At 42.8% G+C, this 26876-nt stretch carries 23 protein-coding genes and 1 riboswitch; of the genes, 5 read left to right on the plus strand and 18 right to left on the minus strand.

What is annotated here, in order from left to right; genetic code table 11:
* Window positions 1-420: 420 nt before the first annotated feature.
* A complete protein-coding gene (locus ACP8HG_RS13985) occupies window positions 421-1581 on the minus strand; it encodes a polysaccharide deacetylase family protein (RefSeq protein ID WP_438296872.1) in 1161 nt (386 codons plus the stop codon).
* A gap of 98 nt (window positions 1582-1679) precedes the next feature.
* Window positions 1680-2297 carry a 3'-5' exonuclease gene (locus ACP8HG_RS13990; protein WP_187045908.1) on the minus strand — a complete coding sequence of 206 codons (618 nt, stop codon included), beginning with the start codon at window positions 2295-2297 and terminating at the stop codon, window positions 1680-1682.
* 239 nt (window positions 2298-2536) lie between these two features.
* A riboswitch (guanidine-I (ykkC/yxkD leader) is annotated at window positions 2537-2635 on the plus strand.
* Between the two features lie 75 nt (window positions 2636-2710).
* On the opposite strand from ACP8HG_RS13990, the gene ACP8HG_RS13995 reads away from it, so the two are divergent.
* Both ACP8HG_RS13995 and ACP8HG_RS14000 read left to right on the plus strand, forming a co-directional pair.
* Entirely contained in the window at window positions 2711-3052 is a 342-nt protein-coding gene (locus ACP8HG_RS13995; RefSeq protein ID WP_399629283.1) for a DMT family transporter, read from the plus strand.
* Entirely contained in the window at window positions 3052-3366 is a 315-nt protein-coding gene (locus tag ACP8HG_RS14000) for a DMT family transporter (protein WP_067213040.1), read from the plus strand. Before ACP8HG_RS13995 ends, ACP8HG_RS14000 begins: the two co-directional genes overlap by 1 nt.
* 151 nt (window positions 3367-3517) lie before the next feature.
* Here the strand turns inward: ACP8HG_RS14000 and ACP8HG_RS14005 are convergent, their stop codons facing one another.
* The 6 genes from ACP8HG_RS14005 to ACP8HG_RS14030 form a co-directional block, all read right to left on the minus strand.
* Window positions 3518-9079 carry a S8 family serine peptidase gene (locus tag ACP8HG_RS14005; protein ID WP_438296875.1) on the minus strand — a complete coding sequence of 1854 codons (5562 nt, stop codon included), beginning with the start codon at window positions 9077-9079 and terminating at the stop codon, window positions 3518-3520.
* A gap of 525 nt (window positions 9080-9604) precedes the next feature.
* A complete protein-coding gene (locus tag ACP8HG_RS14010) occupies window positions 9605-10075 on the minus strand; it encodes a general stress protein (RefSeq protein ID WP_067213042.1) in 471 nt (156 codons plus the stop codon).
* Window positions 10076-10240: 165 nt separating this feature from the next.
* Entirely contained in the window at window positions 10241-11539 is a 1299-nt protein-coding gene (locus ACP8HG_RS14015) for an efflux RND transporter periplasmic adaptor subunit (RefSeq protein WP_338654980.1), read from the minus strand.
* Window positions 11532-12227: a hypothetical protein gene (locus ACP8HG_RS14020; protein ID WP_438296878.1), complete on the minus strand. Its 696-nt coding sequence runs from the start codon at window positions 12225-12227 to the stop codon at window positions 11532-11534. The genes ACP8HG_RS14015 and ACP8HG_RS14020 overlap by 8 nt, the downstream gene beginning before the upstream one ends.
* A gap of 1142 nt (window positions 12228-13369) precedes the next feature.
* Window positions 13370-13825, minus strand: coding sequence for a transcriptional regulator (locus ACP8HG_RS14025; RefSeq protein WP_067213053.1), 456 nt, complete (start codon window positions 13823-13825; stop codon window positions 13370-13372).
* Window positions 13826-13921: 96 nt separating this feature from the next.
* Window positions 13922-14287 carry a hypothetical protein gene (locus tag ACP8HG_RS14030; protein ID WP_067213056.1) on the minus strand — a complete coding sequence of 122 codons (366 nt, stop codon included), beginning with the start codon at window positions 14285-14287 and terminating at the stop codon, window positions 13922-13924.
* A 149-nt stretch (window positions 14288-14436) separates the two neighbouring features.
* Between ACP8HG_RS14030 and ACP8HG_RS14035 the strand changes: the two genes are divergently transcribed.
* Together ACP8HG_RS14035 and ACP8HG_RS14040 are read left to right on the plus strand one after the other, a co-directional pair.
* Window positions 14437-16017: an SWIM zinc finger family protein gene (locus tag ACP8HG_RS14035; RefSeq protein WP_067213059.1), complete on the plus strand. Its 1581-nt coding sequence runs from the start codon at window positions 14437-14439 to the stop codon at window positions 16015-16017.
* A complete protein-coding gene (locus ACP8HG_RS14040; protein ID WP_067213061.1) occupies window positions 16014-18755 on the plus strand; it encodes a DEAD/DEAH box helicase in 2742 nt (913 codons plus the stop codon). The genes ACP8HG_RS14035 and ACP8HG_RS14040 overlap by 4 nt, the downstream gene beginning before the upstream one ends.
* A 74-nt stretch (window positions 18756-18829) precedes the next feature.
* Here the strand turns inward: ACP8HG_RS14040 and ACP8HG_RS14045 are convergent, their stop codons facing one another.
* Window positions 18830-18991 (minus strand): hypothetical protein, encoded by a 162-nt coding sequence (locus tag ACP8HG_RS14045; RefSeq protein WP_156476111.1) that lies wholly within the window; start codon window positions 18989-18991, stop codon window positions 18830-18832.
* A 533-nt stretch (window positions 18992-19524) separates the two neighbouring features.
* The gene (locus ACP8HG_RS14050; RefSeq protein WP_197485343.1) at window positions 19525-19965 is read right to left on the minus strand and encodes a single-stranded DNA-binding protein; all 441 of its coding nucleotides are present in this window, start codon (window positions 19963-19965) and stop codon (window positions 19525-19527) included.
* A 272-nt stretch (window positions 19966-20237) separates the two neighbouring features.
* On the opposite strand from ACP8HG_RS14050, the gene ACP8HG_RS14055 reads away from it, so the two are divergent.
* Entirely contained in the window at window positions 20238-20681 is a 444-nt protein-coding gene (locus tag ACP8HG_RS14055) for a YwpF family protein (RefSeq protein WP_067213070.1), read from the plus strand.
* 428 nt (window positions 20682-21109) lie between these two features.
* Here ACP8HG_RS14055 and ACP8HG_RS14060 read toward each other — a convergent pair whose 3' ends face one another.
* The 8 genes from ACP8HG_RS14060 to ACP8HG_RS14095 form a co-directional block, all read right to left on the minus strand.
* On the minus strand, window positions 21110-21487 hold the full coding sequence (locus ACP8HG_RS14060) for a hypothetical protein (RefSeq protein WP_067213073.1): 378 nt from the start codon (window positions 21485-21487) through the stop codon (window positions 21110-21112).
* Between the two features lie 97 nt (window positions 21488-21584).
* On the minus strand, window positions 21585-21971 hold the full coding sequence (locus ACP8HG_RS14065; RefSeq protein WP_067213076.1) for a hypothetical protein: 387 nt from the start codon (window positions 21969-21971) through the stop codon (window positions 21585-21587).
* Window positions 21972-22056: 85 nt separating this feature from the next.
* A complete protein-coding gene (gene fabZ / locus ACP8HG_RS14070) occupies window positions 22057-22503 on the minus strand; it encodes a 3-hydroxyacyl-ACP dehydratase FabZ (RefSeq protein WP_067213080.1) in 447 nt (148 codons plus the stop codon).
* 51 nt (window positions 22504-22554) lie between these two features.
* Window positions 22555-22881: a DNA-directed RNA polymerase subunit beta gene (locus ACP8HG_RS14075; protein WP_082786736.1), complete on the minus strand. Its 327-nt coding sequence runs from the start codon at window positions 22879-22881 to the stop codon at window positions 22555-22557.
* A gap of 113 nt (window positions 22882-22994) precedes the next feature.
* Window positions 22995-23831 (minus strand): flagellar hook-basal body protein, encoded by an 837-nt coding sequence (locus tag ACP8HG_RS14080; protein ID WP_067213083.1) that lies wholly within the window; start codon window positions 23829-23831, stop codon window positions 22995-22997.
* A gap of 30 nt (window positions 23832-23861) precedes the next feature.
* Window positions 23862-24701, minus strand: coding sequence for a flagellar hook-basal body protein (locus tag ACP8HG_RS14085; protein ID WP_067213085.1), 840 nt, complete (start codon window positions 24699-24701; stop codon window positions 23862-23864).
* Between the two features lie 44 nt (window positions 24702-24745).
* A complete protein-coding gene (locus ACP8HG_RS14090) occupies window positions 24746-25738 on the minus strand; it encodes a rod shape-determining protein (protein WP_067214073.1) in 993 nt (330 codons plus the stop codon).
* A gap of 365 nt (window positions 25739-26103) precedes the next feature.
* Window positions 26104-26373, minus strand: a complete 270-nt coding sequence (locus ACP8HG_RS14095) for a sporulation transcriptional regulator SpoIIID (protein ID WP_067213089.1) — start codon at window positions 26371-26373, stop codon at window positions 26104-26106.
* Between the last annotated feature and the right edge of the window lie 503 nt (window positions 26374-26876).

Below are 26876 nucleotides of genomic sequence, written 5' to 3' on the forward strand. Positions count from 1 at the left end.
GATTGTCCGAGGATATGCTCGGTTGCGCGAGAGATATGAACGGTTGCATGAGGATATGCTCGGTTGCACGGGAGATATGATCGATTGTCTGAGGATATGCTCGGTTACGTGAGAGATATGATCGATTGCCTGAGGATATGCTTGGTTGCGTGTGAGATATGATCGATTGCCTGAGGATACGCTTGGTTGCGCGAGAGATATGATCGTTTGCCTGAGGATATGCTCGGTTGAATGGGAGATATGATCGTTTGCCTGAGGATATGCTCGATTGAATGGGAGATATGATCGCTTGCCCGAGGATATGCTCGGTTACGCGAGAGATATGATCGCTTGCCCGAGGATATGCTCGGTTGCGTGGGAGATATGCTCGCTCCCCATTTTCCCGCACACAAAAACCGCCTGCAAGAGGCGGTTTTTTGGTTATAATGTGGTGTCGCTTAAGAAGTTTTGGATGATGTGGTGCTCGGGTTCGTATGTTTTGATGGTATAGCCTTCTTTTTGTAGCCATTCGATGATTTCTGGTAGGGCTTTTGCTGTTTGACTGCGATCGTGTAGCAGGACGATGATGTTATGGTCGCCGGATTTATTGGCTTTATCGACACCGTCACGGACGTTTTTAACGATTTTGTCAGCTTCTTTGTCGGTGTATTTCCAGTCATTGGAGTCGACGTCCCAGTCCCACATTTTGTAGTTGTATTGGTTGAGCTCTTTTTTCATGGCCGGTGTGACGTGCGGTTTACTGCCGTATGGAACACGGAGTAGTTTAGCATCGATGCCGGTCATTTTGTTGATGAGTTTGGTTCCTTCGGTCATTTCATCGATGAATGATTTGGTGGATTTATATACTTTGTCTTTGTCGTGTGTCATGCTGTGCGTGCCGATGTAGTTACCATCGCCAGCCACTGTTTTAACGATGTCCTCGTTTTTTTTCATGTGTTTTCCTAGGAAGAAGAATGTACCGTGGACGTTATATTTTTTCAGTGTTGCGTTGTTGATTGTTGTGAATTTATTGGGGCCGTCATCAAAGGTCAAGTAGATTGTTGTTTCGGATTTCGCTCCGGGCTTTTCTGGCTTAACTGGTGGTTTGGCCGGCTGTTTTTTATCCAACAATTGTTTAACATGTTTTTCGTAATCTACATGGCTCATATGCTCGTAGTCATCACGATAAATACGCAACGTTTTCATTTTTTGGATGTATTCTACTTTGAATCCCGTCACTTTTGCGATGTATTTTGCGCTAATGAAAAGCGTGCCGTTAACGTCGACGATTGGAGTCCAACTGAGTTCCACACCGTCTTTCGATGTCAATTTTGTTGAAGCATCATAGCTGATAACGGTGCCTCTTTTTCGAAGATAAGTGATGCCTTCTTCTTTTTCTACTGGGATGTAGAGTACTTTTGTGATTTCGCTAAGTGGGATCTTCATATCGTTATCGATGACCTGGACGTCTTTAAAGTCCAATAATCGATCATGAAGTCCTATGTAATGTGTCGGCTTTTTCACCTCTGCCTCGCCTACAATTGTGCCGTAAACTAAACTTATAACTAATGCTGTACAGATGGCCCACACATTTTTCCTCACTTTAATTTCCCCCTTTCCATTCATTTAATTTCCTGTTCTTACCTTAACAAAAATCCGCCGCCAGTCAGAGCCGACTTAGTAGATTATGCGAGTTTATTTTAAAAATGCTTTTTCACGCAATATTGATAAATGGCTGCTGTTGCCACACAATCTCCGATGGCATCATGGGCATCGTGTTCGAGCTGTAGAAATTCTGTCAATGTGGTTAGTTTATGGTTGGGGGCTTCGGTGATTTTTTTTCTAGCTAGTTTGACGGTATCGATGACAATATACTCGGGAATGCTTATGCCATCGATGTTGTCGAGTGCATAAAGGAAACCCATATCAAACGATGCATTGTGAGCAATGATTGGTAAATCTCCGATGAATTCGAGTAGTTCTTCAATTTTTTGATTGATACTCGGTGCCAATTCAACTGTTTCGTTTGAAATGCCTGTAAGTCGTGTAACTGTCTCTGGGATATGACGAAAGGGGTTGATGAACGTATTAAACATGTCTTTCACTTCATGATTTACATACCTAATGGCACCAATTTGAATGATTTTATCAGCGCCTGCACGCAAACCCGTCGTTTCAAAATCGAGTACGATGTAATCATCCACTAATTGGGAGGATGATTTATATTTCTTATCTTTTGCGGCTCTTCTTGCTCCCCAATTTTGTTGCTTCGGTTTCCTTTCAAGTAATTCGATCGCTTCTGTATTCCAGCTTGTCATGGGTGCACTTCCTTTTTTTCGGTTATTGTCCTTTGTTTAGTAGTAATTCTCCTTATACTATTTAATACCCTTTTTTATAGCGCTTAATCTTCAAATAAAATGGATAAAAAAAGCAGCCTACTTTGGACCATTAAGGACAAGTGATTGTACATGAGGTAAATTAAAATCATGTCTTGTTTATAATGTTGTACAATTGACTACGATTTAAAAGTGTGTATAATACAAGGTAATTACATACTTTGAATGTTTTCTAGGGTTCCGCAACTGTCAGTGTTGGTCTGGTCCGAGAGAAAACTCACAGCTATGCTGTGTCACGGAAGGATAAAAGCCTGGGAGGAACTGTTTTTTAACAGTTATCTCTTGGGCTTTTTTTGTTTTTGATGGGCACGAAAATAAACGGAGGTGTTAGTTAAATGAATACAGATTGGGTTAAAGTAATAATCGCTGCTTTTTTCGAAGTTTTTTGGGTTATTGGATTAAAACATGCAAATGACTTTTGGACTTGGACTGGAACAGTTATTGCTATTATCGTTAGTTTTTATTTAATGATTATGGCTGGGAAAAAACTACCTGTTGGAACTGTCTATGCGGTTTTTGTTGGACTAGGTACAGCCGGAACAGTTTTTTCCGACATCATATTTTTTGATGAACCATTTAAATTAGCAAAAGTACTTTTAATTTTGGTTTTATTAGGTGGAGTCGTTGGTTTGAAATTAGTGACTCAAGATAGCGATAAAGAAGGAGCTGAATCTTAATGGCGTGGGTTTCTTTGATTGTTGCAGGTTTATTTGAAATGTTTGGTGTTGTAATGATAAGTAAATTGCATAAAGACCGTAATTGGCAATCGGTGCTATTTCTAACTCTTGCGTTTGGAGCTAGTTTTGTGTTTCTTGCTTATTCAATGAAAACACTTCCTATGGGTACGGCTTATGCAATTTGGACAGGAATTGGTGCGTCTGGTGGAGCAATTTTAGGTATGCTTTTATATGGTGAATCAAAAGATTGGAGAAGACTTATTTTTATAGGCATGGTCTTAGGTGCTGCAATAGGTCTAAAACTCGTCTCATGATAGAGTTTTTAGATTGTAATAGGAAGAAGTTAATTTGTTTTTTATTAAGTGAAATAAAAGCTGAACTAAAAAAATCTTTAGTCCAGCTTTTATTTTTAATCTATCTACCTAATGGGGAAGCATATCAAACTCAATGTGCTCCTTTTTTAAATTAATAGCTGATAGCGACAAAGTTACCTGCGCGGTTCGCTGTGGAAGTATTGATCACAACGAAACTACCTGGACCAGTCGCTGTGAATTCAAGTACTCCATTGTTGTATTTCGCTTTTATCGTATTAGTTGAATTTAGATCACGTACCGCTATTTTGTTGTTCTTAATCACTTTAGACGCGTCTATCGGGAGAACGATTTCGATTTTCTCATTGAATTGATTCAACGCAAATCGATTATCGCCAGTACCGCCCTCAAGATTAACGATAAAGTTTTCTGAAATTGCATCTGCTATAGAAGATGCATTTGCTTCGCTTAACGTGATTGTAGCATCACCGCCTGCTTGTTGCATAAGTTTCTCGACTGCTTTTTTCGAGAAGAAGAATGACGTTTCGCCTCTAGTGACGAATAAGCCTTTCTTAGCATTAACGATTGTATTTAGGATTGTTGAGTTGAATTCGATTGCGATTTCCTCTCCATTTTCAGGTAGTGCAATGAAGATTTCTTTTGCCTGTTTATCGTTCACATAAGCTGCAATTTCTGCTTCTGAAACACTATATTTCTGAGCTCCTGGTGACTCGGGTACCTCAGGCGCTTCCGGTACTGAAACCATTTCGACTTTGACGAAAATGGTTGCAACGTCATTGCCATAAGAAGCTGTGATTGTTGTTTCACCAGCGCCGACTGCAATGATTTGGCCTTGCTGAACATCGATGACAGTTGAATCGAACCCGCTATATGCAGCAATTTCTGTCACGTCTGTCGATGTCGCCTCACCATTTTTCGTTTCAATCGATTGAACTGAAATGCGAGAAGATTCCCCGACTACCAATTCAAGTGCTGCTGGGTTTGTGATCAATTCTGTTGTGATTATTACGTCTTGTTCAACAATCGCTGTGACTGTCGTTGTGAAGTTCGGGTGTGAAACTGTAATGACCGTTTCTCCTGGTCCGACTGCTGTGGCTAACCCTTTACTTAATGTGACGACTTTAGAATTCGCAGATTTAAATTTAGAATCTGCTGTCACGTTTTTCTCTGTGACAGAGCCGTCAGCTTTTGTTGTTTTTTCTATTACAGTTAATTGTTCAGTTGCGCCTGCTTTAAGTGCGACGCTGTTTTTATCGACTGAATAAGTGATTACGTCTTGCTCGACAATCGCTGTGACTGTCGTTGTAAAGTTCGAGTGTGTGACAGAGATGGCCGTTTCGCCTGGTCCGACTGCTGTGACTAACCCTTTACTTAATGTGACGACTTTAGAATTCGCAGATTTAAATTTAGAATCTGCTGTCACGTTTTTCTCTGTGACAGAGCCGTCAGCTTTTGTTGTTTTTTCTATTACTGTTAATTGTTCAGTTCCGCCTGCTTTAAGTGCGACGCTGTTTTTATCGACTGAATAGGTTAGTACGTCGCCTTTCACATTCAGGTACACAAGGATTGGATCTTGATCTGGGATTGTGACAAGTACTTGTGTTTGACCTCCTGTAATCGCTGTGACTAGACCTTTTTGAACTTTTGCAATTTTATTGTTGACGACTTTGAATGAAGTTGTTGCTGTGACGTCTTTTTTGCTCGTTTGTCCTTTCGGAGTCAGCGTTGTTTCTGTCACTTTCAACTGTAATTGGTCGCCGACATTCATTTTCACATTTGTTTTATTCACTTTGTACGTAATGATATCCTGAGGAAGTTTCACTACTTCAACGTAAACGTAGATGGCTTCCTCGTTTGGAATCATGACGCGCACTTGTGTTTGGCCTTCTGCAAGTGCTGTTACGAGTCCTTTTTTGACTGTAGCAACTTTATTGTTGACTGCGTTGTAGCTGCCATTTCCTGTGACGTCTTTTTCAGTGACTGTGCCATCCGCTTTTGTCGTCGTTTGGGTGACGTAAAATTGTTCTGATTGGCCAACACCGATTGTTAGGTTCTTTTTACTAACTGAATAAGTAACCTGATCTTGCGGTGCTGCTGTCACTTCAAGGTAAACGTACATATCTTCTCGTCCTGGAACCATGACGCGTGCTTGCGTTTTACCTGCCGCAAGTGCTGTGATGAGACCTTTCTCGAATTTTGCAATATCGCTGTTGACGACATCATAATTCACTGTTCCTGTTACGTCTTTTTCAACGACTGAACCATCAGCCTTTGTCGTTTTTTGTGTGACGAAGAGTTGTTCTTGTTGACCAACGCCTATTGTAAGATTCGTTTTGCTTACAGAATACGTAACTTGGTCTTGACCATCTTTCGCTGCCACTTCGACTGCGATTGTTGCTGTGAATTCTTTGTAGTTTACTGTGATTGCTGTTTTACCTGCGGCGACTGCTGTTACTGCACCATTTTTAACTGTTACAATTTTTTCATCTGCAGACAAGAATGTTGCTTCTGCTGTGACATTTTTGTCTTCTTTTGTTCCGTCCGCTTTTGTTGTTGTTTCAGTTACTGTTAGGTTTTCTGTACCGCCTACTTGCAGTGCTAGTTCTTCTTTATCCACAGAATACTTGACGCCGGTTCCATCATCGACTAGTACTTTTTCTGCGGCATTGCCTGCAGCGTCAACATATTTCACTTTGACACTGTTATCTTTTGTTAACGTACCAACGTCGATTGTAAATGATCCGTCTTGTGCTAATTTAACAGGACCGGACGATTTCACCGTGTCGTTTTCCATCACTTCGTAACTTGCTTTGAGTTTCGTATTTACGTCATAGCCTAAATCATAGTTTACAAGTTCAGCTTGGTAGTCAATATACTTGTCAATGATTTTACCTGTTGCTGTTGTGCCTTTAAGTGCTCCTTCAATTGTACCTGCTTCAGACTTCACGACGACCGGGCCAACGTAGCCACTAAGAATTGCCGGTTCCCCTGAAACTGTTTGTCCAGTGAAGTCAATTGTGTAGAGTCCATCAGGAATTGTTGTTTGAGCTGCACCTTCAGTCCAAGGTTTGTAATTTCCTGCCACGTTAAGCGTGTAAGAACCGGCTGCGAGCGAAGTACCTGCATGTAAGTAGCCGATATAGCCGTCTCCATATTCTCCACCTTCAGGATCCATGATATCCCATAGTTCGATGTAATTTGTAGTGACATCGCCTGTCAGTTTAAATGACAGAACAGCCGAGTCTTTTATACCGTCATTGTTGAATGAAAGATCTGTTTCCGTGATTGCGAAGTTTTCAAATGCAGATGCCGGTGCTCCGCCAAACTCTGCTGCGAATGGTAATGAAACTTCAGTACCCTCACCGTTAATGTGAATATAGCCCAGAATTTCGGAACCTGGTGGTGCGTTTGCTTTTTTCGAAGCCGTTAATGTAACTGTTAACAATTGCTCACCATTCAATGTGAATGCTGATTTGTCGACGGTCACTTTTGCATCTTCGAATGATTTCGTAACATCGACTGTTACATTATAATTTCCTCCGTTACCTTTCATATCTTTTACAAGAATGTCTTTTGTAACGGAAATGTTTTTTTCTTTGATTGATTGAGGACCGAAAGTGACTGTCCCTTTAATATTGTCGACAATTTCACCGCTTGTATCCAACACTGCCTCATCCATTGCATATGCAAGGATAGTCGGATGTGCTGCTGCATAAGCTTGCACACGTCCTGCACCTTGAGACATGACATCGTATTTGGTCGTATCTAAAATTTTTGCACTGTTGGATAGCGCGACTTTCACGTCAAAAGCACTCCAACCTGGATTTGCTTGCTTAACAAGTGCTGCAATTCCTGCAATATGCGGTGTTGCCATTGATGTACCAGTTTTACGTGTGAAAGCTTCTTCATAACTTGCAGCTGGAAAATCTGCTTTGTACATTGGAATTGTTGACATGATATTCGTTCCAGGCGCACTAACGTCTGGTTTGATATCAAAGTTTGGAGTCGACGGTCCACGTGAACTGGAATCGTTGACATTATCACCAATTGTCATTGTTTTATTGAAATTACTGAACGTTACAGTTCCTTGACCGCCTTTAAGAGCTGCACGAATTGCATCTCCGTCTGTTTGTGACAAATCATAAGCTGGAATGAATTCAAATGCATCTCCTAAGAATGTTCCAGAAGCGTTCGGTGCATTTGAACCGCCTGCAAAGTTATGGATAAGAATTGCAATTGCGCCTGCTTCTTTTGCGACGGCAATTTTGTCGACGAATGCGATATCTCCTCGTGAGACAAGTGCCACTTTCCCGTTAACGTCGAGTCCGTTATAGTCAGCTTTAGTACCCATTCCAGGTACTGCTAGGACTTCATATTCACCGGACAATTGTGTTGTTAAATCTGCTCCAAATGTAGTTCCCATTAAGTTAATGGTTTTTGATAATTGATAGTCTCCGACTGTTACATGTACGTTGCTATCAAAATTCGCTTCAGGATTCGTTGTGTTGCCAACTGCAATTCCAAGGCGTGCTGTCGATGGTGTACCCATCGTTCCACGTTTTGGACCCGAGTTTCCTGTTGCGATTACGGAAATCGTTCCGGCCATCATCGCATTATTGATGGCAAATGAACCTCCGTCAGTTTCAGAATTTGCTCCCCCACCAAGTGAAAGATTGATAACATCCATCTTTTGTTTGACTGATTCTTCAATTGCAGCGATGATTCCCGAAGTAGATCCGCTACCGTAAGCTCCCAGAACGCGGTATGCGTAAAGATCTACTTTCGGTGCAATCCCTTTAACTCCGTACGGATTCGCCCCGATTGCAGCAATTGTTCCTGCCACGTGCGTACCATGTGATGTGTAGAAAGCGCTTCCAGTTGCGCTAAATTCAGGCGTTCCTGCTGGTCGTTCAACAGGTGACGTTTCCGATGCATCATTATCTGCACGGGTTCTTGTATAAGTAGCAGAATTTGGAATGAAGTTCTTTCCGCCTTTATAAATACCGGCAAAGTCAGGGTGATCTTTATCAATTCCTGTATCAAGTACAGCGACTTTAATCCCTTGTCCTTCAATTCCTTCAGCCCAAAGCCTTTCAATTCCTAGGAATGAAATGCTGGTGTTCATATTCGCATCTACTGTTCCAGATGAAACTGGAGCTTCAAATGCATGCACTTCAGTATCCGGTTCAATTAATGTAACACCTTTAATAGCTAGTAACTTTTCAAGATCTCCTGCTTGTACAGTCGCAGAAAAACCATTTAGTACAGTATCGTACGCGAATTTCTCAGTAAAATTAATGTTTTTCACTTGCATCTCTTTTTTCATAGCTGTCTGTTGCGTTTTCACTTTCTTTTTCACTGCCGTTGCTTCTGCAGAAGTGAATGTTTTCCCCGCTAACTCTTTAATCCCCTGTTCAAGTGCAACTGGCTTTTCGGATAAATGAACAATAACTGCGACTTGTCCATTTCCAGTTAACCCTTGTAAGTCTTTGTGTAACTTGGAACCACCATCCAACAGATTTAATTGTTCGGCGATAGCTGCTTTCTGTTGCATAATGCTTTCGCTGTGATTATCCGGCTTGAATGGTTTTGCCTTTTCTGCATTTGCCGATGCAGTGAATGGCGATAGTAGTGAAAGCACCATTGCAAGAGCTAAAAATGCGCTGAAAAATTTAGTGAAATTACCCCTCTTCAAATCCCATCTCCCCTTTACCCGTTTATTCGCACTTAACAAAATAGTGCGACATAAAGAATCTATCATAATAAAAATAGATTTAATATGATACAAAACGTGTATTTCGGGGAAAATCATGCGTTATTGAAAAAATCGTTCAAAGGGACTTCGTAAGAATCAAAGAATAGTAGTCCATACGATTTATGGATAATAGTGGAAACCATTCAATGGTCCTAGCACTCTAATTTCTGCTTTTCTGAAACGACGTGCGACAGATATAAAATTTTCAATGAAAATCAATAAATTTAACGCACTACAAAGTGGGATAACGATCATATATCACGACCAACCGACTATATAACTTGTAAACCGATCATATCTTTTGCAAGAACAATCATATATCTACACGACCAATCATAATCGCTGCATGACCAATCATATCTCCTAGCCAACCAATCATATGTACAACTTCCCCCTGTCAGCCTCCGAACCACAAACAGACAGCCACCCAACTAAAATTGGGTGGCTGTCTGCATTTATATGACATTAGACGATTGGGGGAAATCGATCATTCGGTCTTGAATAGTCACCATCAAGAAGGACAAGGATTTTTCCTTCATTGAAGTAATCGTTGTAGCGGTTCGCTTCTTCTTCAGGGATACCCATGCCGATAAGTGCTCCGGCTAGTCCGCCAACTCCCGCTCCGGCAGCTGCGCCAGTAATGCCTGCTACAATTGGGCCAGCTGCGATGATTGGGCCAATTCCTGGTATTGCGAGTGCACCGATTCCCGCGAGCACGCCGCCAAGTCCTCCTAGAATTCCGCCAGTTGCTGCCCCTGTGGCTGCACCATCTGCTGCATATGTTCCTGTTTCTTCTGCAATAACATCCGCATTTGCTGTATGTTTACTCATAACAGATATGTCATCTGACACATATCCTTGTCTTTTTAAATCTTCAATTGCCGCGATTGCTTCAGTTTCTGTATCATAATAGCCAACTACATGTCGTGTTACCATCTCATAACGCCTCCTAGTATTTTTCAATAAGCTATTTGGCTAGCTAGTATTGAAAATACCCTTTCTAGTTCTTCTAAAACCTTTCAATTGCTACATTCCTATTACAGTTTCGTAACGAAAGAATAGTAGAGCATCAAAAAACCCCGAAGATTCGGGGTTCTGATGTCATCTTATAAGTATATATTTCACGTAATTTTTCCACCCGAATGCTCTCCATTGTTTTTTTGAAGGCAACTCTGTAGGCAATGACATGAATACCGTAGGTGCATATCCATACGTAGCAAGTTCAGGTTCATAAACAACTACATCTCCAAGATTGAGACCTTGCGACACGACCGCCCGAGTTTCCCATGTGAACGGTGTCGCAATGGCCACTTGTTTAGCACGACCTTCATTATCAATTATCCATGCATACGCCGTTTCTTTGTACAAGTCATGAAGCCACTTTTCTTTCACCGAAGTGACATCCAGCGCTTCATTGACAATAACGATTGCATTGACATTTGTTCCAAATGGCACCGATTGATCAGTAGCATCCGTCAAAATTCGTACTTCATAATAAGCAAGTGGATTCTTCACTTTGGTTTCGTCGAGTTCTTTGTAGGCTTGGAGCCATTCGTTGTCGATTGCAGGTGCCTCGGAAACAGAAAGAACCGTTCCTTCTACCGCATTTTCGATGCTATCCCCTTGGATTAAGACCTGATCACCATTTCGAATTTTTTGCCACTCGTCATTTTTTGCATATGTGACAATCACTTTTTGTGAGCTGAAAATATCAACTGACAGCGTGGAACCGGTACGCGTTACTTTAGAAACTATACCGTCAACAGGGCTAATTAGAGCAGGTCTCCCTGGATTTTGTGATAATTGCGCCTCAACAACTGTTTGCTGGCGTTCAATTTCTGCAAGATCCTGTTCAGCCGCTGCGATTGCCTGTGCAAATGATCCGTCCTGCTTCACATCTACCTGGACATCAACATTCAGTCCTACTTCCACTTTTTTGTCGGTTGTATTTTCCGACACGTTATCTTTACGATTCACATTCGAAGAACTATCCGATTGAGCTTCCTCCCGCTCAGACTCAAGACCTGATATCATGCTTCGAACAGATGATGTCTGTTGTTGAAGAGCCTCGCGTTCGGCTTCCCATACAGCGCGCTGTCCTTCTGCACGTTCTGTTTGTAGAATAGCAATTTCTTCCCCCACTGTAACGGGATCGCCTTCTTTAACTAGCCACGAATCTACCGTATCGTCATTACCGACGTATACTGTATAGGTTTCTTCGGGAGCAACAAAGCCTTCTTTAGCGAGCTCTTCTCTGTGATCACTGCTTGTCATACGTTCATAGCGTTCGACATATACTGATTTGGTGATGACGCTTTTATCGGAAAATAGCAGATAAAAATTCACTGCTAGAAATGCACTGATTGCGACAGCAATAGCAATATTCGTCACTTTATTCACTACCAACACCCCCTTCTACAAAGGAATGGAACAAGCTTTCTAGTGGAATAAATCCAATAGCCGCAACTATAAGGGCCATTGCTACGTGGATTCCTATAAGTATCCAGATAAAGCCTTTGCGTTCGGTATGACCCGTGTACGCACCGATAAACCGTGATTGAAGTGCAATGATAAGTGCAGTTGTCACTGTCAATTGATTGAGGAATAGGATGATATACCAGGAATCGAGAAATGTTATCGCAAGTGGACCAAATGATAGGAATGAAACACTTGTTGTTGCTCCCTTCATCGTAAAGACAAGAAGCAAAACTGCTTTCTCGAGTAATAGAATACCCGTCACAAGTAGTTGTAAAGGTAATAACTTTTTAAACGGAATTGCCGTCAATCGACTTAATATGTATGCAAAACCAAAGAAATGAAACGCCATATACATAAGGGCCCACATGAGTGCACCAAGTACTGATACATATCGTGCAATTGTATAGTCTGTTGTGGTCATTGTGGAAAGGAGTGCTGTGATTGACTCTGTATTCATTCCCCATATATCACGAACGGCGAATAAAAGAACACCGAAAAAAACTATGAATAACACACGTTTTTTGAAGCCGCGCATTGAAGAATTTTCAAGTTGGTTTGCCAACTGATGTGGATTCGTCAAGAAATGCCAAAACTTAAAGTCAAAAAACATTACGGTAATCCCTTTCTGCTCACTATTGCTGAATTTGATGAAGTCACCTTAACAAAGAAGAATAAACTACAATTCCTCCCCGTCGACCTAAGCCCACGGCGGATAGTACAAATTTTGAAACGAGATAATCTCTCAAAAGCTTAGGGTCGACAGGCATAAGATGAAGATGCATCGTGACGGATTTTGCCACAGAGTAGCTTTGACTTATGACCCGAACTCCTAAGCACGGATACTGGACGTGCGCAAGCGCAGTTCAAAATCCAAGCGAATTTACGCCGAGACGTAATTGATCTACTATGATTACTTTAGCAAAAATTGAGAGATTTGCAATGTTTGGATGCTAGTAAGCAATGATTTTTTTACTATTATCCTTCTTTAATGGGTTGCAGAAACATATAAAACATGTTTAAGAAGCGCACTTTTTGTCCATTCTTCTAAGAAAAGCGGAAGCGCCTGGTAGACGTGACGGGCATAAGTCGATCCAGCGACGTAGCGCTCTTTGCTACATAGCTGGATTGCTTATGACCCGAGCGGCTGGCGCCTGGAGTCTAGACAATAAGAAAAGTGGAAGGCGCCTGGTAGACGCGACAAGCGCTGGAGCTAGAGCTAGAGCTAGAGCTAGAGCTAGACACTATTCTAAGTCAAAAAATTATACTTTCTACTAAAACTGAATGATTTATTGGGGAATAAATACCGGCTTATTTCCCGGGAAATCGACAAAGGGGCGGATAGCTATGAATAAAGAGGGAATTTCTGCATTCACATGGCAAGACATTCTTTTTAGTTTGACAGGTTCCACCATTTTCATTGTGGCTCTTTACTTCATTACAGGTTGAACTATATAAGGTGTAAAATAGGTTAATCCACTACGGTGGGAGGCTACCCCTCATCAGGCGCCTTCGCTCAGTTTATATTGGCATTCTTTCGTTCAACATATTTAAGTAAACAATATAGTAATGTCTGCATCACCGTGGTGGGAATTTGAGCTTTCATTTGGATTATCTAGAACAAAATCACCAGAGTCTGGAGGTGAAGTTTCTATGTGACAACTTGCCCATTTTACGGGATTCAATAGGTGCCAGGGCAATAAAAAAACACCTACCGTTAACCGCTAACGACAGGTGTTTGTTAAGTTTCACTTTTCAATTTTGCTGCAGTCCTTCCGTCAGTTCATTGAACATTTGTATGTTGTCTGTTTCGAGTGCATAATCAATCATGCGCAACCTGTTATCGGCTTCCAGTTGTTCAATGATACCCACCGCTTCTAATGTTACGACTTCTAGCGTCTCTACTTCCATTTCCAGCCCCATCGTTCCTTCAAGAATAGTGGTCAAATGGATATGAAGATCTGAAATAAGGAGCAATTGGTAGAGCGGTAATCGAATAAATCGGTTCCCCCGTTGGAAAACGAATACTTCGCCGAGGTTTTCGACTTGCAAACTCTTGGTATTAATGACAATTTCTTTTCCCTCTGACGGGATGAATTGAAATACGTCCCCCCCTTTAAGAATGGAAAAGTATTGATAAGCAAACACTAGTCTGAGTTGAAAATCTTCTTGACTCGTGTAAAATGGTGTCATTCGTTGAACTGATAGCATCTTTCTCCCCTCCAATATAGAATATTCTGATTGTTATTAGTTTATCACAACTGTGGCTAGTTTGTGAACAGTTTATTATTATAGTATGCTATTCATCTATATATGTTGCCGCAACACATAATTATCGTTTGGCCTTTCCATTACAAATGACATCTTTCTTGGCTCGAATTGAAATTTCAATGATGATAACCATTCATATACGCCACAGTTTACATCTCCGGGAGAATCCCTCTTTCTCACGAACACAATATTGTTACGCCTAAAGTCGAGCAGCACAAACTGAAATTCCATCGTTCCAAATGCCACCGAGCGAAAATATAATTTACGTTCCACAGATTCGTAGATGATATGATTAATGATGGGCGAAATCGTGCATGATAATGGAGTAATACTTTCTTGAAACTCTTTATTATGATGAAACTGAGACTCCAAATCAGGTACGTATAGAACAATCTTCTCCAATTCCTCACTCCTTCTTCGGCTTTTTAACGAATATGCTCTTTACTTTTATAGATAAACAAACAAAAGAACAAGATATGGAATAACTTCATTTCCGCTCACTGGAGAAAAGCGGTATAATAGAAGGAATGCTTTTCTTAGGGAGTGGTCCGATGAATATGACTGTCGAACGTGTATCCTACTTGCACGAAAATGAAATAAATGAATTTATGAATACAATTAAACATGCCCTACGGCCAGATATAGAACGCAATGCACTCGAAATCAGACGTGCTGTGGCTCTTGTCAGAAATGGTGCCACCAATTCCTATAGGTATGCGCCATCTGAAGGCGCAGTAATAGCTACTCTCCTTGGCGTAGACTCAGAAAACGTGCGCCTTTCTTTCAACAAAGTAGATGCGAATTGTACATGCGGATACGCTGGCTGGTGTTCGCACCGAATTGCAGTCGTATTTCATCTTTATTCACAACACAATTCTTTGAGCGAATGGCTACACGAATGGCGCAGAACTGAATCACAACAGATGGCACTGTCCATTTCAGAACGTACCCCAGATGCATGGATCGACGTCCTGACACGCTTAACTCAGCCGCTTCGTGCAATTGAAGTTGCGGAAAATCCGGGTGTATTCATCCACGAATCTTCTATAATTGATCAAAAAGCTACTCCGCTTATTCCGTTTGAATATGAATGGAAACCTCTTTTTGAACTTTATTATCGATTACATGTACTGGATGCTGGATGGACGTATGTAAAAGGCCATCTCGGCGGTGAACCAACTTCCTTTTTCTACGGGAAGTGGTATGTGCAAAACTGGTTGACGGAACAGCTCGGAAAGCTGAATGATAGCGTCAATGCAATCGGTGCAAAACCGAAACTGTTTGAAGCAGATGCTTTTCATGAACGGATGAAAAGTCTCGTTCGAACATTCGCCCTAGGAAATTCCGGGCTCTTCCATGAGCGATTCCAAGTCTATCGTCTTTTTTGGCAGCAACTATTTCCTTTTCGAGCTGCCCGAGACACTGAACTAACGATTCTCACGAATGAAGAATCAGAGGAAGCTCGAATTTTCATCGCCTTTTTCCACTTGATTCAAGGAGAACATGATGAGTTAGCGAAACTCGTTACACATGTAACAGCTACTAATGTTGCTACATGGCTACCGCTTGCAAAACTAGCGGAAAATAATGATGAAACCAAGGCCCTATCTATAATTATGCACGCTTTGTTGCCCTTCATCGGCGATTACGTAAGTGATTCTGTTTCACTTTCATCTCGTCCTGCTTTCGTGCGGGACATCGATGGTTTATTCGAAGCGGCAGATTTCTCGGAAGAATTACGTGAAAGCATGTTTGCTCAATATGGTGAACCCGGCATCGATGTTTACGCTGACTTTTTGGTTGAACGTGAACGATTCGGCGAATGGGCGGCTCTCATGCATAGATACGGCGTTTCATATGACGGCGCAGAAGCGGGTGGCTTAAAGGTCGCACTGGCTTCGGATCCATCAGCCGTCTTGCCCCTACTCCATACATTTGCTATGGGTTTCATCAAAGAAAAAAACCGTCACAGTTATCGACGCGCCGTCAAATTGTTTAAACAAATGAAAACTGGTTCGAAGAAAAGCGGAAAAGCTGACTTTTGGAATCAATATATCGATACAGTGCGTGAAAAAAACCGCAGACTACGCGCATTGATGGAAGAAATGGAGAAAGGGAATTTGAACTTATGACAGGAACATTCACATTGAACCGCCTTTTTCGTCTGAGCATCCGTTTGATGGAAGACGAACTATATTCCATTGCCGCTGAAGATGGCAGAGGGTTGCCAGTCGCCCCAGATGATCTTGTTTCCTTCCTATTCTTCAACAATGAGCGTGCACTTTACGGGCTTCTTGCAAATATGGATGATGAAGTTGCTTATTTACAAGCAGACCAACTGCTTCAAGTTTTTTCTGTTATGCACCCCTATGTTACATTCGTTGGACTGACGGATGCAGACGATACTCAGCTTTCTTCAATTCGTGAGGCAACTAGCGCCTGGACCGACCCTAATCTATGGAATTATGCAGAAGTAGACGGTAACACTATTCGTTTTGACGGTAGCAAAGCGGGCATATCAGAAGGGGCTGCGGCCGTTATCAGCCAAGCAGTCAGCAGCAAACTTGCTGCATCTGCTATCAATCCCGATCTACTAGCTTCCCTGCTACCCCATTTACGGATGTACGGCTGGCCGGGCGAATCCGTTTCCACAATTCCAATCAGTGTTGCCTTCCGCTTAACTGAACCAGAAGCCGAGACAGATACGGAATGGCTTCTTGAAACAGTTATTATCGGCGAACGCGGTGCGCACTGGACACCTGCCGCCCGGAAAGTGAATGCACCTGCGGCTGATGCGCTTCCTGCTAAATGGAAACCATTCGCAGATGAAGTTGTGAAAAAGCAATCCGAAATGACATCATTCCTTGGCTCTGTAGAGCTTGCTTCAAGCGGAAGCTTTTTGTCCACACCGATGTCTGATCCGGAAGTACGGACATTCATTAAAGAAGACCTTCCGCTACTTCAATCGTTCGGCTATCCTGTCATCCTGCCTGCATGGTTGAAATCGGTGACAGAATCAAAATTGCGTATTCGAACGAACGCGGGCATACAATCGTATAAATCGGCTACAGGCTTGGACGAAGTGCTATCTTTCGATTGGAATTTCTCTCTTGCTGGTAATCCAATTGATCAGGATTCATTCCGTAAGCTTGTCGATGAAAACCGTGAATACATCCGCTCTGGTGATGAATGGTTCCATATCGATCCCCTTTGGCTCAGAAAAATTCGTGATTTAATGGATCGTGCGGATGCTGGGGAGTGGACTGTTAAAGACCTGCTGTTCCAAGACGTACCGGAAGAGATTGTTCCTCTTGAAGAGGACGAAGATATCGATGACCCACTTTTTGCTTTCACTATGCACCAATCGCTTCGAGGCTATATGGAAATGCTAGCCGATAAAAAGGGGCTTCCAGCAGCCGGTATTTCAAAGGATTTACTTGCTGAACTTCGACCATACCAAGAAGACGGCTATAACTGGCTTACCTTTATGCGTGATAATAGTTTTGGTGCATGTCTTGCCGACGATATGGGACTGGGTAAGACAGTTCAGCTTATCACCTATTTACTGAATATCCATGCAAGACCTGATACAGATTCACCGTCACTCATCGTTTGTCCGACGAGTGTTCTCGGCAACTGGCAGAAAGAGATTGAACGGTTTGCACCAACGCTTTCTGTCCATACACACTATGGCCCATTACGTGCAAAAGACGAAAGCTTTAAAGAACTAATGGCTCAACTGAAGCCCGACGTCGTTCTTACAACATACGGTACTGCTTCACAGGATGGCGAGATGCTAGCAGAAACGGAATTTGCCAGCATTACACTGGATGAAGCACAAAACATAAAGAACATGCAGACAAAACAGTCCCGTGTCATCCGAAAACTTCGCGGCAAGCATCATATCGCACTAACCGGTACACCGATTGAGAACCGTTTATCAGAGCTATGGGCGATTTTCGACTTTATTCACAAAGGATACTTCGGCAGTTTCCGCAAGTTCACGGATAACTTCATCATCCCGATTGAACGTGATGATTCTGAAGCGGATAAGCGGAAGCTACGAGCAAAAATCCGTCCGTTCCTTCTACGCAGAACGAAGAGTGATCCCGATTTACAGCTGAATCTTCCACAAAAACTTGAGCAAAATGAATATTGTCCTTTAACGACTGAACAGGCTGCCTTATATGAAAGTTTCCTTGAAGAAACGAAATTCAAGTTGCAGACACTTACCGGTTTTGAAAAGAAAGGCCTTATTTTAAAAATGCTTAGCCGATTAAAACAGCTCTGTAACCATCCGGCCTTATTCTTGAAAGAACCGCACGCTCCAGCAACACAATTACTTTCTAGATCCAATAAGCTAGACTTAATTGTGTCAATGGCAGCTGAAATCGCTGCTAATAAGGAACAATGCCTTATCTTCACGCAATACATTGGCATGGGGCAACTTATTCGTCAATGCTTGTCTGAACTTCATGGAATCGATGTACCATTCTTGACAGGCAGTATGCCGAAAGGTCAGCGTGACCGTCTTGTCGAGGCTTTCCAAGAAGGCGAATTCCCTATTTTCATCTTATCGTTAAAAGCTGGTGGAACTGGACTGAACTTGACTGGTGCAAACCACGTATTGCATGCAGATAGATGGTGGAATCCAGCCGTCGAAAATCAAGCTACCGACCGTGCTTATCGCATAGGCCAGACAAAATTTGTCCATGTCCATAAGTTTGTGACGATTGGAACTATTGAAGAAAAAATCGACAAGATGCTTGTCGAGAAAGCTGCATTGTCCGCGGATCTCATCCAATCAAGTCAATGGCTGTCTGATTTGTCCGAAACGGAACTGGACGATCTATTATCGTTTGACAACTAAAATTATGCTATGTAAGAAGACTCCTGAGCCACCAGTGGCACTGGGGTCTTTTTACTTACCGTTGTCGAATCCTCTTACACACGTTCCGCAAGTGGAATAATATGTACAGTTCCGAATTTTTTCTTCCTTTCTAGGTCTTCAATTCGATTCAGGCGATTGTTCTGATTGGCTACAATGCTGATTAATTGTTCAATTTGCATTTCCATCCGTTTCATGTCCTTTTTAATTGTAGTCATGTTCCACACTCCTTTCTCTTCATAATCCGCTTGTGTGGATCCCATTGACGGAAACAGCCTCCGTCCTCGGGATCCCCATTAGCGTTTTTCGACGTAAGATATCCGACCCCATCGGATATTAGCGTTACATTCCCCTTATTTACCGCGAACAGACGCCACTGAGCATCTGTTCGCGATACTTTACTCTCACTCTGACCGAACATGGGCAGAACCCCTTCTGTTGACATGTACGGTTATTTCTTTTCCTCACATATAGCCTATTAGCGCCTACAGAATACAGGTCATTCAGCCTAGAGGGATTGAGCCCCATCCCCCTTAGTTGTCAAGGCCAGCAGGATGCTGATCATGCAGTCGTTGTCGCAATACGCGGCGACTTTAGACTACCTTCCTCTTGGGCTGCGTTCCACTAACAAGAGCTTTGCTTACTACCTATCCATTTTCAGTTGTCGGTACCGCCCCGGTTTGTCGTCCGGCTAGTCTATCCCCTCCTTTTCACGACCATTCCCCGGCTTTTTATGTATCATTGTGCCTGGTCAAAAAATCGGTAATCCTTCTGTTTCACGGCTGGGGAGATTGAAATGCTCAGCATCACTTTTCTCCTCCGTCGGAAGTGTCATTCTACCTACCTGTTCACTATACAAGTTGTCATTGGTGCGTTTTTTCGTTAAAATGAACCGGATATCCTCAGCAATCACCTCTGTTACATAGACTCTACTCTTGTCTTCGCGTTCGTAGGACCTAGACTGAATGCGCCCGCCTACCCCGATTAGAGATCCTTTACCGCAATGTTTAGCAGTATTCTCCGCCGCCTTTCCCCACAGCGTACAAAGTACGAAATCTGTCTCCACTTCTCCTTTTTGGTTTTTAAAATTGCGGTTCACAGCAAGTACAAAACTTGATTGTACCCTTCCTTCTGATACTCTTCTCAGAATTGGATCTTTTGTAATACGTCCAACCAGTGCAACTTGATTCAATCGATTTCCTCCTCTCTCGTTTATTAATTTCATCTTACTTGGTTTAGTCTAATTTGTGCAATACACGATACCCCAATTTTCAGTCTATTATTCGCTATAAAAACCCTATTTGCTTAACTACGAAGTTACATTTATCTACATAAACGGCATAACCTTATGCCAGACTTGAATTTATCCGATTCGTCAATAATTTAAGTTTGCCATGTTTTAAGTTTGTCGATGAAATTTGTGCCTATGGTATAATAAAAGGAAAAAGATTGAGGTGGATACCGATGAAAACATTCAAAATGTTGTCTGTCGGAATATTACACGAAGAGCGTATGCTGGATTTCCCTCTCATAGACGGAATTATAATCAATCAGGAGAACAGTCACCGTATGTGGATATTGGAGATGTTCATTGATAAGGAACATCAACCCATTTTTGAAAAGTGGATGGCTGATGAGGAATTACTTGAAGTGAAAGTCGTTATTTCTTATCCTGAAAATGAACCAGCTGCTTTTCGCGTTGCTGTCAAAGGGGTTAAGTTGATTGGGGATAATGTCTCTGTGTTAATGAAAGGCCGCTTGAAACGAGCACGTGCACAGTATGCAGAACAGTTGCTGGAAGAATTGATTGGTGAGGGAATGGGCGGCGCCGAATTGCTACAGCGATTCGAATCCGATATGCGCTCTCGACCACGTTTAAAAAAGGATCAAGAAAAAGAGAATGAATGACTTCGTGCTGCCTGGAATACGGGCAGTTTTTTTGTTGAGAAAAACTGTAAGACACACTGCGCTTTTGTATACGGCTAGACTTCAGCGCCTAGCCCCTCGGGACACTTCGGACTTGAAGATAAAGGCAAAGAACGCCTTTTTCTTCAAGTCTTTCAGTGCCTGTCGGGGCTGAACAGACGCTTCCACTTTTGTATACGGCTAGACTCCGGGCGCCAAACGCTCGGGTCATAAGGCAGCCCGACTGTGCGGCAAAAGACGCCGCTTGGGCCTGTGGGATGCAGGTCATGCAGTCGTTGCGACACGACGTCGCGAACTTAGACTGCCTTCCTTTTACCTGCCTTATGCCTGTCGCGTCTGGGCGGCGCCCTGCGCTTTTGCATAAAAAAACCGCCTCTAGTGTTACGAGGCGGTTCCCGCACGGCTTGCGGTTAACGATTGTTTCCATTCGTTTTGTTCCGATCTAGATTTTTGTCGCTAGTTGTACCAGTTGGTGTATTCGTGTTCGTTTCTCCATCATTAATAACGCCTTCATTCGGAGTCGCGTTGTTATCATTTTCGATGACATCGTTTCGTACTCCATTGTTGTTATTAATGACTCCGTTATCCACACCGGTGCCGTTCTCGTTCTCGAGACCATCCATATTCGGTCCTGTTTGCTCATCGTTCACTTCGGGTGTTATGTCCTTCGTTCGATCCTCCACTTTTTCCATTGGAGTTTCATTGTTATTCGGAACTGCATCGTTGTTTGCACAAGCTGTAAGGACTAGTCCCGACATAAGAACAAGTGGTATCGCTTTTTTGAACATGAAAAGATTCCCTCCTCTCCACAAGCCGTCTATCACACAAACCTGTATGATACTTCGTAGCTTTGCCCGAAATGAGGGAACTATCCATGTTTCTTTTTTAAGCTTCTAAATATTTTTTTAGCAATGTGTCAATGTATACCGCTTCGGCTTTACAGTGATACTCGTAATGAGTATCAAGCTCTTCCTGCATGCTTTGGATCTCCACAATCTGTTCTTCAGATGGCGGCTCACTGAGGATGCGGGCGATGATTTCATTGATACGCTGCGCGAGGTCTTCATGGAATTCCGGATCAATTTTCATTTCTTCTGGAATTTTTGAATACCAGAGTGCTTTTACGGTAATATATTCACGCCAGCTGGCGATATAATCATCGATACTGAATTTTTCACCGGACCACTCGATATCGCTCATGTATTGTTCGAATGTCTGTGTGATGGACCTAGTAATGCTACTTTTTAAATTTGGAGAAAGATCTTTAAACATACTGATTTGTTACCTCCCACTTTAGAAGTGCATTGTAACCGCACCGTAATGACCATTGTAACCAAATTTCAAGGTGTTCGCAAATTTAGTTCCCATTTTTTGAAACTATAGGACCTAATGCAAACGTAATTTCTGTTTCGCATGCGATTTCTCCGTTAACCGTTGCGATTGCTTTACCTTTACCAATCGTACCGCGAAGTCGTGTGATTTCCACTTCGAGTTTTAACGTATCACCTGGCGTTACTTGCCGTTTGAAGCGACAATTGTCAATCCCGGCAAAAAAGGCAAGACGTCCTTTATTTTCTTCTTTTTGCAATAAAGCGACGGCACCAACTTGTGCGAGCGCTTCCACAATAAGAACGCCTGGCATAACCGGATAACCTGGGAAATGTCCATTGAAGAAATCTTCATTGATTGTCACATTTTTTATGCCTACTGCTCGTTTTCCTTCTTCGACCTCAAGAATCCGGTCTACCATAAGAAACGGGTAACGATGCGGCAAAATCGCTTGTATCTGTTCTGCTGTTAGCATAGTCATCCTCCTGACATTTCAGTACTTTTCTATTCAAAACGAAAGAGTCTTTTACGACTCTTTCCCATTAATGATATCCATAATGTGAATCCAAGTTTCTTTCTTAAAGACATCACTCGAATCCCCATCACCGATACTGCTGTATCCTACCAAGGCACCAAGATAGGCTGCACCGGCTAGAAGCAAGAGAACAAGTATCACACGAAGCCAAATTGGAAGGATGCGAATTTGGACCCAAAATTGCTTTTTCGGTGGAGTTTCCTCCACCGGCTTATTTTGTCTTCCGCGTTCTTTACGAGTAGACCGAATTAAAGGCGGTGCACTCTCCTTTTTCCTTGAATCATTCGAATTCAAGTTGTTTCTTTTTTCATCTGTCATATTCAGTACTCCCTAATTGTCCGGTCATCAGATAGCTACCGGATGCAGGTAGACTACCCTTTTCGTCTGTCTCATACACTTCAGAGCCGAACGATACTATTTTTATCAAGAACTTATCGGATGCCGTTAATCAGACCGAGCATTTGATCTGCAAGCGTCACTGCCCGCGCATTAAATTGATAATTACGTTGCACACTAATGAGATCCGTCATCTCTTTCTGAGAGTTAACGTTCGATGCTTCGAGTGCCTGACCTTCCAATCCAATTACGTTTCGCGCTGCACCTTGTAATTCAGTTAGAACTTGCTGTTGTGTGACACCAAGATCCGCCAAATTTTCAGGCAACGCGAAATTCGTTCCTGATAAACGCTGCATTAAATTTGGACGTTCCATCACTGTCACGGCCAGCTCGATTGTTTGCGTCGTCCCGTCTGCATTTGTCAGTTGCAAATTTCCACCTGGGTTAACTGTATAATTTGTAACATTATCGGAAAACGTAATTGGCAATCCCGCACTGTTTGCAACCGGATATCCGTCACCATTTACAAGCATCACTTGTCCATTAGCAACTGGAGAAACGTAAAAATTCCCTTGACGTGTATAGACAGTTTGTTCCCCGCCTCCGTCAGGCATTAGGACATTGAAATACTGTTTTGGTGTAGTCAGTGCAAAGTCGAGTTCGCGGCCCGTCATTTGCAATGAACCCGCTTTCCAGTTCATCTGTGATTGACCAAGTACAGCACCTGATCCGTAGCGGATGCCGGTAGGTGATTGACGCGGCGCAGTATCTGCTTTGTCATTGTTGAATTGTTGGTATAACATCTCTTGGAATTTAGCATCGCTTGCTTTATAACCATTCGTTGAAATGTTCGCAAGGTTATTTCCGATTATATCCATTTGACTTTGCAATTGACTCAACGTATTTGTTGCTGTCGTCATTGTGCGTATCATGCATCCCGCTCCCTTTCAAATCGCGTGTCATTAGTTGACACGTCCCACTTCCGTTACTGCCTTTTCCATGCTGCGGTCATAGGCTTGAAGAATTTTTTGATTGGCCTCGAATGCACGGTATGCAGTAAGCATGTCCGTCATCGTTCGTGCTGCATCAACATTGGAACCTTCGAGATAACCTTGCTGCATCGAATAGGTGACGCCTGCCGTGCCGTTTGCGGCTGCAAGGTTTTCGCCGCCTTCTGTTACGAACATGCCATTTCCTTGTTTCAGAAGCATGTCTGGGCGCTGTGCAAATGAAATACCAAGTGTTGCGACAGCCGTGTCGCCGTCCATAATTATGCCTTCATCCGTTACACGAAAATCATCGTTTTGCAAGGCAATCCGTTGCCCGTTATTATCAAGAACATAGGCGCCACCTGCACTTGTCAAAAACCCGCTTGGATCAAGTGTGAAACTACCGTTCTTTGTATATTGCTCACTTCCACCTTCATTTTCAAGTCTGAAGAAGATGGCACCCTGAGTTCCTGTTTCTGCATCAATCGGTAAGCGACCGTCAATCAGAGCGATATCGGTCGTCAGCTCAGTTTCGCGCAATTGTCCCTGCGTGAATAATGGCAACGTCTCCTGCATGTAAACACCCGTTGAAACTGAACCTACCGGAGATAAGCCCTTCATTTGAAAGCCATTTTCTGTTGGGATTTTTGCCGTGTTAATACTCGACATATACATTTCAGGAAACGAGCGAATCACCGATTGCTCCGCCTTGAAGCCTGGCGTGTTGGCATTCGCCATATTATTCGCCAGCATTTCTGTTCTGCGTTGCTGTGCAATCATCCCTGATCCAACTGTGTAAAATCCACGGAACATATGTCCACCTCCTCTTACTTCAAAATTAGAGTTGTTAACAATTTCTAACGGTTAGAGATTTTATCCATATTCTCCAATAAAATGCCTGTCCCAATTGCAACGCAATCGAGCGGATTATCTGAAATGAATACAGGTACTTTCAATTCATCAGCGAGTAATTGGTCGATGCCGTGCAATAACGCACCGCCCCCAGTAAGAAATACGCCACGATCGATAATGTCAGCAGACAATTCAGGTGGTGTTTTTTCCAAGACATTTTTCGCTGCATGGACAATCATATAGATTGATTCTTTTAGTGCTACAGCGATTTCATCTGAATGGATTGTCACAGTGCGGGGAAGTCCCGAAACCATGTCGCGTCCTCTTATGTCTATCTGTTCTTTTCGACTGCCTGGGAAAACCGTACCAACATTGAATTTGATATTTTCTGCAGTTCGTTCTCCGATAAGCAACTTATAATGTTGTTTAATATATTGTGTAATATCGTTGTCAAAAGTATCTCCAGCTACAGTGATCGAGCGTGATGTAACGATATCTCCCATTGATAAAACAGCGACATCCGTTGTACCTCCACCAATATCGACAACCATGTTGCCGCTCGGTTGGAAAATATCCATTCCAGCTCCAATTGCTGCAACTTTTGGTTCTTCTTCAAGATAAATTTTCTTACCGCCCGATTTTTCAGCGGCTTGCCGAATGGCTTTCTGTTCAACACTCGTAATGTTTGTAGGACAACAGATAAGAATTCTAGGTTTTGATAAAAATCCTTTAACGTCCAATTTATTAATGAAGTGGCTAAGCATAGCTTCTGTTACATCAAAATCAGCGATAACCCCGTCTTTCATAGGTCTAATCGCAATAATATTGGCAGGCGTCCTACCAACCATTTGTCTTGCTTCTTCTCCGACTGCCAGTACTTTATTCGTGTTTTTATCAATTGCCACGACTGAGGGTTCGTTTAGAACAATCCCTTTTCCTTTAACGTGTATTAAGACGTTGGCCGTACCGAGGTCAATTCCAATATCTTTTGCAAACATTGTTTCTGTTTCCCCTTCCACCTGCATCATCGGATATTCCCGTGTATGTATACGCTTCTAACTAACAATTTTACCATAGTTAACTGGCAATGAATATACTTTAGTACTATTTGATTGAAAGATTAAAGGAAAAGTGGAAGAGCCTGATCAGCTCCGACAGGCACTGAAAGGCTTTAAGAAAAAAGCGGTCTTTGCCTTTATCTTAAAGTCTGAAGTGACCCGAGGAGCTAGGCGCTGAAGTCTAGACAATCGAAAAGTGGAAGGCGCCGTTCAGACGCGAAAGACATATCACGAGAGAGTTTAGCGGCAGGAGCCTAGACAATAGGAAAGGCGGATCGCAATGAGTCTGCGATCCGCCTTTCATCCTAACTGCTTCCTACTTTTTTCGTTTCGTTCATCCATTTAACTCTCGTCGCCTCGCCGCCCCGTAAATGTCTGACAGACTTATGATAGGCAAGTATTTTTGCGACTTCTTCAGACAGTGCCACATCGACGTTAGGCAAACGTTCCGTCAAATCTTTGTGGACCGTGCTTTTCGAATAGCCTGTCGCTTTTGCTAACGCCCGTACGGTAAGTCCAGTTTCCAGCAACATTTTTCCGAGGCGCACGCATCGCCTCCGTATTTGCTCGTGCACGCCCTCTTCCTTTCGTGTCAGGTCCGATTCTTCCTTTATCTTATGCAATTAATGGGCTTGATATGCGGGCGGTCGTTGAGGGACAGTAGATTAGTTGGCGTGCGGATATGATCGGGTGGCGTGGGATATGATCGGGTAGCGTGAGATATGATCGATTCGGTGGTGGTTATGATCGGGTAGCGTGGGATATGATCGATTCGGTGGTGGTTATGATCGTGTGGCGCGGGATATGATCGATTCGGCGGTGGTTATGATCGGGTAGCGTGGGATATGATCGCTTCGGCGGTGGTTATGATCGGGTAGCGCGGGATATGATCGATTCCACGGCGGTTATGATCGGGTAGCGTGGGATATGATCGATTCGGCGACGGTTATGATCGGCAAGCGCGGGATATGATCGCTTCCACGGCGGTTATGATCGGGTAGCGTGGGATATGATCGATTCGACGGCGGTTATGATCGGGTCGCGTGAGATATGATTGATTCGCCGGTGGTTACGATCG

The organism is Sporosarcina sp. FA15, assembly GCF_051550195.1.
Taxonomy (GTDB): Bacteria; Bacillota; Bacilli; order Bacillales_A; family Planococcaceae; genus Sporosarcina; species Sporosarcina psychrophila.

Bases quoted from the DNA above. Each gene is read 5' to 3' on its own strand.
- ACP8HG_RS13990 (WP_187045908.1), bottom strand. From the start codon at position 2,297: ATGACAAGCTGGAATACAGAAGCGATCGAATTACTTGAAAGGAAACCG.
- ACP8HG_RS13995 (WP_399629283.1), top strand. From the start codon at position 2,711: ATGAATACAGATTGGGTTAAAGTAATAATCGCTGCTTTTTTCGAAGTT.
- ACP8HG_RS14000 (WP_067213040.1), top strand. From the start codon at position 3,052: ATGGCGTGGGTTTCTTTGATTGTTGCAGGTTTATTTGAAATGTTTGGT.
- ACP8HG_RS14010 (WP_067213042.1), bottom strand. From the start codon at position 10,075: ATGGTAACACGACATGTAGTTGGCTATTATGATACAGAAACTGAAGCA.
- ACP8HG_RS14020 (WP_438296878.1), bottom strand. From the start codon at position 12,227: ATGTTTTTTGACTTTAAGTTTTGGCATTTCTTGACGAATCCACATCAG.
- ACP8HG_RS14025 (WP_067213053.1), bottom strand. From the start codon at position 13,825: ATGCTATCAGTTCAACGAATGACACCATTTTACACGAGTCAAGAAGAT.
- ACP8HG_RS14035 (WP_067213059.1), top strand. From the start codon at position 14,437: ATGAATATGACTGTCGAACGTGTATCCTACTTGCACGAAAATGAAATA.
- ACP8HG_RS14040 (WP_067213061.1), top strand. From the start codon at position 16,014: ATGACAGGAACATTCACATTGAACCGCCTTTTTCGTCTGAGCATCCGT.
- ACP8HG_RS14045 (WP_156476111.1), bottom strand. From the start codon at position 18,991: ATGACTACAATTAAAAAGGACATGAAACGGATGGAAATGCAAATTGAA.
- ACP8HG_RS14055 (WP_067213070.1), top strand. From the start codon at position 20,238: ATGAAAACATTCAAAATGTTGTCTGTCGGAATATTACACGAAGAGCGT.
- ACP8HG_RS14060 (WP_067213073.1), bottom strand. From the start codon at position 21,487: ATGTTCAAAAAAGCGATACCACTTGTTCTTATGTCGGGACTAGTCCTT.
- ACP8HG_RS14065 (WP_067213076.1), bottom strand. From the start codon at position 21,971: ATGTTTAAAGATCTTTCTCCAAATTTAAAAAGTAGCATTACTAGGTCC.
- fabZ (WP_067213080.1), bottom strand. From the start codon at position 22,503: ATGCTAACAGCAGAACAGATACAAGCGATTTTGCCGCATCGTTACCCG.
- ACP8HG_RS14075 (WP_082786736.1), bottom strand. From the start codon at position 22,881: ATGACAGATGAAAAAAGAAACAACTTGAATTCGAATGATTCAAGGAAA.
- ACP8HG_RS14080 (WP_067213083.1), bottom strand. From the start codon at position 23,831: ATGATACGCACAATGACGACAGCAACAAATACGTTGAGTCAATTGCAA.
- ACP8HG_RS14085 (WP_067213085.1), bottom strand. From the start codon at position 24,701: ATGTTCCGTGGATTTTACACAGTTGGATCAGGGATGATTGCACAGCAA.
- ACP8HG_RS14090 (WP_067214073.1), bottom strand. From the start codon at position 25,738: ATGTTTGCAAAAGATATTGGAATTGACCTCGGTACGGCCAACGTCTTA.